General features: G+C 71.5%; 8 protein-coding genes. 3 read left to right on the top strand and 5 right to left on the bottom strand.

The features are described 5' to 3' along the window. The first annotated feature begins 174 nt into the window (after window positions 1-174). Complete coding sequence (locus H0488_RS18930; protein ID WP_183100792.1) at window positions 175-942, top strand: matrixin family metalloprotease; 768 nt, start codon at window positions 175-177, stop codon at window positions 940-942. Between the two features lie 35 nt (window positions 943-977). After that, window positions 978-1880, top strand: coding sequence for a DUF1353 domain-containing protein (locus H0488_RS18935; RefSeq protein WP_183100793.1), 903 nt, complete (start codon window positions 978-980; stop codon window positions 1878-1880). Between the two features lie 35 nt (window positions 1881-1915). On the opposite strand, the gene H0488_RS18940 is transcribed toward H0488_RS18935, so the two are convergent. Further along, window positions 1916-2878: a GGDEF domain-containing protein gene (locus H0488_RS18940; protein ID WP_183100794.1), complete on the bottom strand. Its 963-nt coding sequence runs from the start codon at window positions 2876-2878 to the stop codon at window positions 1916-1918. Between the two features lie 162 nt (window positions 2879-3040). Here H0488_RS18940 and H0488_RS18945 point away from each other — a divergent pair, with 162 nt between their 5' ends. Further along, on the top strand, window positions 3041-4531 hold the full coding sequence (locus tag H0488_RS18945; RefSeq protein ID WP_183100795.1) for an aldehyde dehydrogenase family protein: 1491 nt from the start codon (window positions 3041-3043) through the stop codon (window positions 4529-4531). A 6-nt stretch (window positions 4532-4537) separates the two neighbouring features. Here H0488_RS18945 and H0488_RS18950 read toward each other — a convergent pair whose 3' ends face one another. From H0488_RS18950 to H0488_RS24335, 4 genes are all read right to left on the bottom strand, one after another. Continuing rightward, entirely contained in the window at window positions 4538-5263 is a 726-nt protein-coding gene (locus H0488_RS18950; protein WP_183100796.1) for a hypothetical protein, read from the bottom strand. 26 nt (window positions 5264-5289) lie between these two features. Continuing rightward, window positions 5290-6441, bottom strand: coding sequence for a glycoside hydrolase family 16 protein (locus H0488_RS18955; RefSeq protein WP_183100797.1), 1152 nt, complete (start codon window positions 6439-6441; stop codon window positions 5290-5292). Between the two features lie 1650 nt (window positions 6442-8091). Beyond that, a complete protein-coding gene (gene trhA, locus H0488_RS18965; RefSeq protein ID WP_312856433.1) occupies window positions 8092-8832 on the bottom strand; it encodes a PAQR family membrane homeostasis protein TrhA in 741 nt (246 codons plus the stop codon). Between the two features lie 57 nt (window positions 8833-8889). Then, window positions 8890-9782, bottom strand: an 893-nt coding sequence (locus H0488_RS24335; protein ID WP_246372484.1) for an AIM24 family protein, incomplete at its 5' end; no start/stop codon positions are given.

A 9782-nucleotide genomic window follows, 5' to 3' on the forward strand; every position in this document is an offset into this window, starting at 1 on the left:
GCGCCCGGCGGCTGCCCGGCGCGGTCGTGGTGGTCGCCGACGGGCCCCGCGACGACGTACCCCTGCTCGTCGGACGGACCGCCGTCGACGGCCGGGCGGCGGCGTACGTCTGCCGCGGGTTCGTGTGCGAGCGCCCGGTGACCTCGCCGGAGGCGCTGGGGTGAGGAGGGGCGCGTGGACAGGCCGCTGAGCGAGCGCTGGCGATCGGGCGCCGCGCTGCTGGTGAGCCTGCTCGTGCTCGGCGCGATCATCCTCTGGGCGCCGGCCGACGGCCCGGCGGGACTCCGGCGCGTGCTCGGCATCGGCGAGGACCGCCTGGGCGACCCCGCCGATGTGCCGCCGGGCGGCACCTACGCGTTCCTCGAGCACCAGCCCGGCGACCTGGGCGCGCCCGTCGCGTGGGACCCGTGCGACGAGATCCACTACGAGATCAACCCCGACGGCGCTCCCGACGACGCCGACGACACCGAGGAGTTCGTCGCCGACGCCATCGAGGTGGTCGCGCACTACACCGGCCTGGAGTTCGTGTACGACGGCCGCACCGACCGCCGTCCCCAGTGGGACCGCACCTTCGTGCCGTCGATCGGACGGCACGAGCCGGTGCTCATCTCCTGGGCGACCGAGGACGAGGTGCCCCAGCTCGACGACGACGTCGCCGGCGTCGGCGGCGCGGTTGCGGTCGAGGTCGATCCGGGCGGCTGGCTGCGCTACGTCACCGGCGGCGTCACCCTCGACAGCGAGGCGTTCGAGGAGATGGACAACATCCTCGGCGAGGACGACGAGGGTCGCGCGATCCTGCTGCACGAGCTCGGCCACCTGGTGGGCCTCGACCACGTCGACTCGCCGGACGAGCTGATGTTCGCCGACAACATCGGCAAGCGGGAGTTCGGCACCGGCGACCTGAACGGGTTGGTCCGGCTGGGCGAGGGCAGGTGCGCCTGACCCTGTAGCGGGCTCGACGAGGCCACAATCGACCCATGGAGCTGGCGCCCACGACCCCGCGACCGGCGGCGTTCTACGACGGCGGACTGCCCGGCGGCGACCCACGCCCCGACATCCGCGCGAAGGTGATGCTCGAGCGGGTCGAGAAGGACTCCGGCGGACTCGCCCGGGAGTCGTTCCGCATGCTGCGGCGGATCGCCTACAAGGACGAGCAGTACGGCGAGATCCTCGTGCCCGCGGACCTCGACGCGTTCGAGACCGACTTCGCGTCGGTCCCGGCGCTGCTCACCTGGCTGGTGCCGAAGACCGGCGCCCATCTGCCGGCCGCGCTCATCCACGACGGGCTCGTGGGCGGCAAGGACTACGTCGCGACCGGCTACCCGCCCGACGCCGACCCGATCGACCGGGTCGCCGCCGACCTGGTCTTCCGACGGGCGATGCGCGACAGCTACATCCCGCTGATCCGGCGCTGGCTGGTCTGGTCGGCGGTCTCGCTCGGGACGATCTGGAGCGGCTCGGCGAGCTGGTCGCGAGCCCAGCACCTGCGCTACCGGATCACCGCGTTCGGCAGCCTCGCGATCATCGCCGTCCTGGGGGTGGTCGCGACCCTCGACCTGCTCGACGTCGTCGCCTGGCTCCCGTGGATGGGAGCCGACCGCGGGTTCGTGCTGGAGCTGTTCGGTGGCCTGGCCGGCGCGATCGTCTTCCCCCTGCTGCTCGGCCTGGCCTGGGGGAGGTTCGCGATCGCCGGGGTGGTGACGGGCATCGCGCTCGCCGTGCTCCTGCACGTGACGGTGCTGCTCCTCGCGCTGACCGGGCTCTACCGGGTCGCCGAGTGGATGGCGCGCCGGACGCCGGTCGCCGGCCTGGCCGCCACCGCGCTGGTCCTGGCGGCGAGCCTGCTGTTCACGGTGCTGCTGGTCGGCACCTCCGGCTGAGCCGGTCAGGGCCGGTCAGGGCCGGTCAGGGCCGTTCAGGAACTGGCGGTCACCCGTGAGCGCTTCACGGCGTACATCTGCCCGTCGGCAGCGAGCAGCGCGTCCTGGAGGTCGTCGGCCGCCTGCATCGTCGAGGTGCCGACGCTGGCCAGCCCGCCGAGCGCGGGCGTGAGACGCGCCCACAGCTCGCCCGCGTCGAGGTCCGGCGCGAAGACCGCGAACTCGTCGTCCCCGATCCGGCCGATAACGTCGTCCGGGCGCACCTCGGCTCGCAACGCCTCGGCGACCGTGACGATCAGGCGGTCTCCGGCGACGTGGCTGTCGAGGTCGTTGACCGCCTTGAGGCCGTCGATGTCGACGAACGCGACGGCGCCCGCGGCAGACTCGCGCTCGGCGAGCATCCGAGCGACCTCGTCGGAGAAGCCAGGTCGGTTGAGCAGTCCGGTCAGCTCGTCGGTCCGGCCGAGGCGGTGCGCCTCCGGTGCCAGCGCGACCTCCTGCTCCAGCTCGCGGTGGATCGAGACCTTCTCCAGGGCGAGCGACGTGGCGTCGGCCAGCGCACGGAGCAACGAGACCTCGTCGGCGGTGGCCTCGTGGTTGTCGGCCCAGTAGGCGCCGATCGCGCCGATCGGAGCCATCGTCCGGATCGGCGTCATCACCAGGCTGTGCACGAACGTGGGGCGGTACGCGTCGTGCGGGACCCGCGGGTCGGCGTAGACGTCCGAGATCACCGCGTGCTCGCGGTTGAGCATCGTCCAGCCGCTGACGCAGGACTCGATGGGGAACCGGAGCCCCTTCCACAGCGGAGCGGTCGCGTCCTCGTCGGCGTAGTAGCAGAGGTCGCCGTCGCGCAGGACGAACGTCGCGCCGTCGCAGCCGGCCAGGTCGCGTGCGGCCGTGCGCACGGCCTGCTGCACCTCGCTGAGGTGCGTCGCCGCCGACAGCTCCTGGATGGCGCGCAACAGCCGCTCGATGCCCTCCTGGGGCTCCCCTCCCATGGTCGAAGAATAGGGGCGCCGAGCGCGCGCCGCGGACCTTGGGCGCATTCTTTGCTTCCAGCCTGCGTCCAGCCTGCGTCCAGCCTGCTTCCAGCTGGCGTCCGGCTCTGCATCCGACCGTGGCCGGATGCGGGACGGCCACCGCCGCAGTACTTTCGAAGCATGACCACCGTCGCTCCCGCCACCGTCACGTTCGACTCGCTCGACCCCGCCACGGGCGAGGTCGTGAGCAGCCATCCGGTCCACGACGCCGCCCAGGTGCAGGCGGTGGTCGACCGGGCACGGATCGAGGCCGCCTGGTGGGAGAGCCTCGGCTTCGGCGGCCGCAAGGAGCGGCTGATCCGCTGGCAGAAGCACATCGTCGGCCACCTGGACGAGCTGGTCGACCTGGTGCACCGCGAGAACGGCAAGCCGTACGGCGACGCCGCTCTCGAGATCACGCTGGCGATCGATCACCTGCACTGGGCTGCGGGCCACGCCGAGAAGGTGCTCAAGCGCCGCCGGGTCTCGCCGGGGCTGTTCATGGCCAACCAAGCGGCGAGCGTGGCCTACCGACCGCTGGGCGTGGTGGGCGTGATCGGGCCGTGGAACTACCCGGTCTTCACGCCGATGGGCTCGATCGCCTACGCGCTGGCGGCCGGCAACGCGGTGGTCTTCAAGCCCAGTGAGCACACGCCGGCGATCGGTGAGTGGCTCGCGACGTCCTTCGTCGAGGCGGTCGGCCGGCCGGTGCTCCAGGTCGTCACGGGCTTCGGCGAGACCGGAGCCGCGCTCTGCGCCGCCGGCGTCGGCAAGGTCGCGTTCACGGGCTCGCCCGGCACCGCCCGCCGGGTGATGGCCGCCTGCGCCGAGACCCTGACCCCCGTGCTCATGGAGGCCGGCGGCAAGGACGCGATGATCGTCGACGAGGACGCCGACATCGTGGCCGCCGCCGACGCCGCGATCTGGGGCGCGGCCGCCAACGCCGGCCAGACCTGCGCCGGCGTCGAGCGGGTCTACGTGCACGAGCGGGTCTACGACGCGTTCGTCCGGGAGCTCTCCGACCAGGCCACCGGTCTCGCCGCCGAGCCCGGCGGCAAGCTCGGACCGATCACCATGCCGTCCCAGATCGACATCATCCGGCGCCACATCGACGACGCACTGGCGCGGGGCGGCCGAGCGATGGTGGGCGGACCGGAGGCGGTGGGGGAGCGCTACGTCCAGCCGACCGTCCTCGTCGACGTCCCCGACGACGCGCTCGCGATCACGGAGGAGACCTTCGGCCCGACGGTCACGGTCACCAAGGTGCGCGACATGGCCGATGCGGTGGCGCGGGCCAACGCGACGACGTACGGCCTCGGCTCGACCGTCTTCGGCAAGGCGCGGGCGATGGAGACGGCCGAGCAGCTGCGGGCGGGGATGACCGCGATCAACGGCGTGCTGACCTTCGCGGGCGTGCCGGCGCTGCCGTTCGGTGGCATCGGCGACTCCGGCTTCGGTCGGATCCACGGACCCGACGGGCTCAAGGAGTTCACCTACTCCCACGCGATCACCCGCCAGCGCTTCAAGCCCGCGCTGGCGCTGACCACCTTCCAGCGCACCGAGAAGACCGAGGAGCGGGCCGGGAAGCTGATCGGTGCGCTCTACGGGCGCGGCAACAAGAAGTCGCCGTAGCGGCTGCTACGCGCCCGAGCGCCGGACCTCGTTGAGCACGGTGATCTTCTGCCAGATCTCCCGCGACATCCCGGTGGTGAGGGTCTCGATGGTCGACACCGTGTCGAGGACGACGGCGTCGCGCGACTCCTCCGCGCAGAGGGCGGCCGTCTTCCCGACCATGCTCAGCAGCTCCGAGCAGTAGTCGAGGTAGTGCTCGAGCTCCTCGAAGGACAGCCCGATCGTCGGACTCACCGCCGTCGGCTTGAACGAGCTGCGCAGCCGCTCCGGGTCCTTGTTCAGCTGGTGCATGTCGATGACGTGGGCGAGCGAGCGGAGCTCGTGCAGGAGGGCGAGCGAGTCGGAGCGCCGCAGCCGCTCCGGGACCGTGTAGAGGAACCAGATCCCGATCGCCGCGAACACCACGTCGTTGATGCCGCTCTCGAGCAGCGACAGCCACTCGATGTCGTGCGCCGGGCCGCCGTCGACGACCGCGGCGCGGACGGCGAACACCAGCAGCAGGCCGGTGATCGCGACGACCAGCACGATCACCGCCCGGGACCCGAGACGTACGACGCGCAGCCGGTCGCGTTGACGGGCCGAGCTCGTCGCGACGTGCCCTGCCAGCACGAGGAGGTCGCCGGAGACGGCGTACAGACCGCGCTCGGGGAAGCGGGCGCCGATCCGTTCGCGGAGCTGGTGCAGGGTGGTCAGCACCGGCTCCGCTTCCAGCCGCTCCAGCCCTGTCGCCACGCGGGCAGCCTAGGGCCAGGGCAGGGTCACTTCCAGACGCGAACCCAGTCGACAGTCATCGTGGCCCGGTCGGCCGTCTCGTCGATCGGGGAGTTCCACTGCCCGCCCCACGCCTGGGTGAGGACCACGTTGAACGGCTTGTCGAACGGCTGGGAACCGAACAGCGGAGCCAGCGGCGTCCACGAGTGCTTGAAGGCCAGCTTGCCGTCGTAGTAGAAGCTCATCGTGGTCGGGGTCCACTCCACCGCATAGGTGTGGAAGACGCTCGCGTTGGCGACCACGTTGTCCAGGCCGCTGTAGACGTCCTTGAGCCCGTCGACGTAGTGGACCGAGGGGAAGACCCGCTTCGGCAGCGCGCTGAACCACTCCATGACGTCGATCTCGCCCGACAGGGGCCACTTGCCGTAGGTGTGCTTGTCGGGGTAGAGCCACAGCGCGGAGTGCACACCGCGGACCGCCGTGTTGGGCATCTTCGCCCGGAACTCGAAGCGCCCGTAGGCCTGGTTGAACCTGCCCTTGGTGGTGACGGTGGCGGCCACCCGGTCGGTGACGAAGTCTCCGTAGGGGCTGCGGCAGGTGAACGGGGAGGCCAGCTTCTGCGCCGACAGGCGCAGCGCGCCGTCGGCCACCTTGAGGTTCCACGGCTTGGGCAGGTAGCACGCGGTGCCGTTGGGAATGCCGGTGACCGAGGTGTCCTGGGGCTGCCACTTGGTCGTGTCGAGTGCGGAACCGTCGAAGTTCTCGACGAAGGTGCACTCCCAGAGGCTGCCGTCGGCCTTGCGCGGCTGGACGCCACAGGCATCGGACGGCCCGGGCTCGACGAGAGTCGGCGCGGGTGCCACGTAGCGCTTGCCGCTGCGGTCGCCGAGCGACACGGCGCGGACCACCCAGCTGGACTCCGTCGGCCGATCGAGCCGCACCCGGAAGTTGCCCCGGCGGTTGGCGCGGTCGGTCGCGACCCGGACCCACCCTTCGGCGGTCCGGCGCATGATCCGGACCCGGGCCCGCGCGGGCGCTTCGCCGTTCAGCACGACGGCGTCGGTCGTCGCCCGCGGGCGGTCGAGCGTGACCCGCCGACCCGCGTCGGACGGGGGCGCGTCGACGACCGCGCCGGCGGTCGCGATCAGGCAGGCGAAAATGACGATGAGTGCGCGAAATCGCACGCTGCGGATCAGCATGGGGTCCTCCGAATAGCCGAGACGTCCGGGGAACAGATCGGCCCGGACTCACTCCAGTTCAAGGCAAATGGAGGGCTTTCGGAGGCGTACGGAGGAGGTCTGGCTCTTTATGTCGGAGCATGGCCACAACGGGCCATGTGCAGGTCGAACGACCTGCTTAGTCGCCTAAGCGGGACGTGCGGATCCGGGGGGTCGGCGCCGACCTCGACACCTACGATGGGCCGCATGTCAGAGCCGACCGCCCCACCTCCCGGGGCGGTCGGCCTCCTGCTGGAGTGCGGCCACTACGACCGCTTCGAGTGCCGTTCCTGCACCTGGTTGGAGCGTCCGTACGACGCGCAGCTCGCCGCGAAGCAGGCGTCGACCCGGGAGCTGGTCGGTGCCGTCCTCGGCGACCGCCCGGAGCCCGAGTGGCTGCCGCCGCTCGCGAGCGCCCCGGAGGGCTTCCGCACCAAGGCGAAGATGGTCGTGGGGGGCACCGTCGACCGGCCGACCCTCGGGCTGTGGGACCCCCGCCAGGGTGCGGTCGACCTCCGCGACTGCGCCCTGCACACGGCCGGCATCCGCGCCGCACTGCCGGTGCTGGCGGACTTCGTGACCCGCGCCGGGATGGCGCCCTACGACGTCCCGACCCGCAGCGGCGAGCTCAAGCACGTGCTCGTCACCGAGTCGCCGGCCGGCGAGTTCATGGTGCGTTGGGTGCTCCGCTCGACGGAGGCGGAGTCGCGGATCCGCAAGCACCTGCCGTGGCTGCTCGCGGCGCTGCCCGCGCTGCGGGTCGTCACCCTCAACATCCAGCCCGCCCACGCCGCCGTGCTCGAGGGGGAACGGGAGCTGACGCTGACCGAGCAGACGACCCTGCCGATGCAGGTCAACGGGCTGACCCTGCACCTCGGGCCGCGCAGCTTCTTCCAGACCAACACCGAGGTGGCGGCCGCGCTCTACCGCACCGCCCGAGCCTGGGTCGACGAGCTCGCCCCGGGCACGGTGCACGACCTCTACTGCGGCGTGGGCGGCTTCGCCCTCCACCTCGCCGGGCCGGGCCGCACTGTCACCGGCATCGAGATCAGCGCCGACGCCGTCGCCGCCGCCGAGCGCGGGCGGGACGACGCGGGCCTGACGCCGGAGCAGGTGCGGTTCGTCACCGGCGACGCGACGGCGTACCTCCTCGGCGAGNACCGGCGACGCGACGGCGTACCTCCTCGGCGAGCGGGCCGACCTGGTCGTCGTCAACCCGCCGCGTCGCGGCCTCGGCGCCGACCTGGCCCGGCGGTTGGAGGAGGACGGCCCGGCGGCCGTGCTCTACTCCAGCTGCAGCCCCGCGACCCTCGCGCGGGACCTCGACGTGATGCGGTCCTACCGCCCGGTGCGGGCGCAGGTGCTCGACATGTTCCCGCAGACCGCTCACCTCGAGGTGCTGCTCCTGCTCCAGCGCGCCCTTGGTTGAGGACTTTCGTTGATCGAGGAGGCCGCTCTGGCGATTCTCGTTGGTCGAGGAGGTCGCTCTGGCGATTCTCGTTGGTCGAGGAGGTCGCTCTGGCGACGCTCGTTGGTCGAGGAGGTCGCTCCCGGGACACGCCCGTTGATCGAGGAGGTCGCTCTGGCGATTCTCGTTGGTCGAGGAGGTCGCTCTGGCGACCGTCACGAGACCTATCGCAACGAGTACGTCGCCAGCGAGACGCCGACGTAGTGGGCCGCGAACGCGACGATCGTGAACGAGTGGAACACCTCGTGGAAGCCGAACCACCGCGGTGAGGGGTCGGGCCACTGGAAGCCGTAGACGAGCCCGCCGACGGTGTAGAGAGCGCCGCCGACCGCGATCATGACGAACGTCGCGACGCCGACACCGACGCCGAGCGCCAGCGCGCCGTCGAAGAACGCCGGGATGAAGAAGAGGGCGGCCCATCCCATCGCGATGTAGATCGGCGCGGACAGCCAGCGGGGTGCGCCCGGCCAGAGCACCTTGAACGCGATGCCGAGGACGGCAGCGGTCCACACCACCGAGAGCAGGAGCACCTGGCTGGTGCCGTCGAGCAGGATCAGGCTGAACGGCGTGTAGGACCCGGCGATCAGCAGGAAGATGTTGGAGTGGTCGAACCGGTTGAGGATCCGCCACACCTTCGGTGACCACGTGCCGCGGTGGTAGACCGCGGAGGTGCCGAAGAGCAGGACGGCTGTCGTCGCGAAGAGCGCGGAGCCGACGCGGGTCGACGCCGTGGGGGACAGGGCGATCAGCACGATGCCTGCCGCCAGGATCAGCGGCGTCGACGCGGCGTGCAGCCAGCCGCGCAGCCGCGGCTTGACCTCGGCGATCGTGTCGCGGATCTCGTCGCCGATCTGCTCCAAGCCCGCGCGGACGCGCTCGTTCGCTTGGTGCAGTGACTGATTCACGTCCCCAGGCTATCGGCCGTGGCCAGCGCCCTCTTCGGCCGGCTCGGCCGGCTCGACTCAGTGCGTGTGTGGGGGGACGATCGCGCCCTCGGACGGCTGCACGATCACGAAGCCCTGGCCGCCGAACGAGACCTGGAAGGCCTCGCCGGACCCGCGACCGATGAGCGAACCGGCGGTGAAGGACTTGTTGATCGACGTCTGCAGCTCGATCGACCACGCGACGATCGCCTGGGTGTCGGCGAAGGTCGGCGCCTCGGCGGCGTTGAGCACGACCGGCTCGCCGTCGGTGGTGATCGCGACCCAGCCGTTGCCGCGCAGGGTGGTGTTGAAGAGACCGCCCGCCGCGATGCTCCCGCCCTTGACCCGCTCGATGTTCCAGTCGAGCCCCGCGGAGAAGGCGAGCACGTGCGCGCCGTTGATCGAGATGCCGCTGTTGTTGAGGTGGAGGATGTGGACGTGCTCGGCGGCGTTCGCGAGGAACACGTCGCCGGCGCCCTCGACCCGCATCAGCGACAGGCCCTCGCCGGTGAGCGCCTTCTTCAGGAACTTGCCCGCGCCCCCGCCCTGGTAGGCGAAGACGACCTGGCCCTGATAGGCGACCATCGCGCCCTGACGCGCCATGAACGGCTCGCCGATCCGGACCCGCAGCAGCCGGTTGTTCTGGAGTGACGGGCCGACCCCGGCTTCCTTCTCGGAGAAGCGACCGTCGACCAGGTCGCCCGAGATGCCGGGCATGGCCGACGGTCCGGGACCAGCGGCAGGAGCGGCGGCGTACTGCGGCTGTGCGGGGTAGGGCTCGGCGGCGTACGGCTGGGCCACCGGCGCGGGTGCCTCAGCCATGGGTGCCTCGGCCATCGGTGCTTCGGCCATGGGTGCCTCGGCCATGGGCGCTTCGGCCATGGGCTCGGAAGCGGGTGCCTCCCCCATCGGCTCGGCGGCCGGCGGCGGCG

Source organism: Nocardioides pelophilus, from assembly GCF_014180685.1.
In the GTDB taxonomy this organism is placed as follows: Bacteria; Actinomycetota; Actinomycetes; order Propionibacteriales; family Nocardioidaceae; genus Nocardioides; species Nocardioides pelophilus.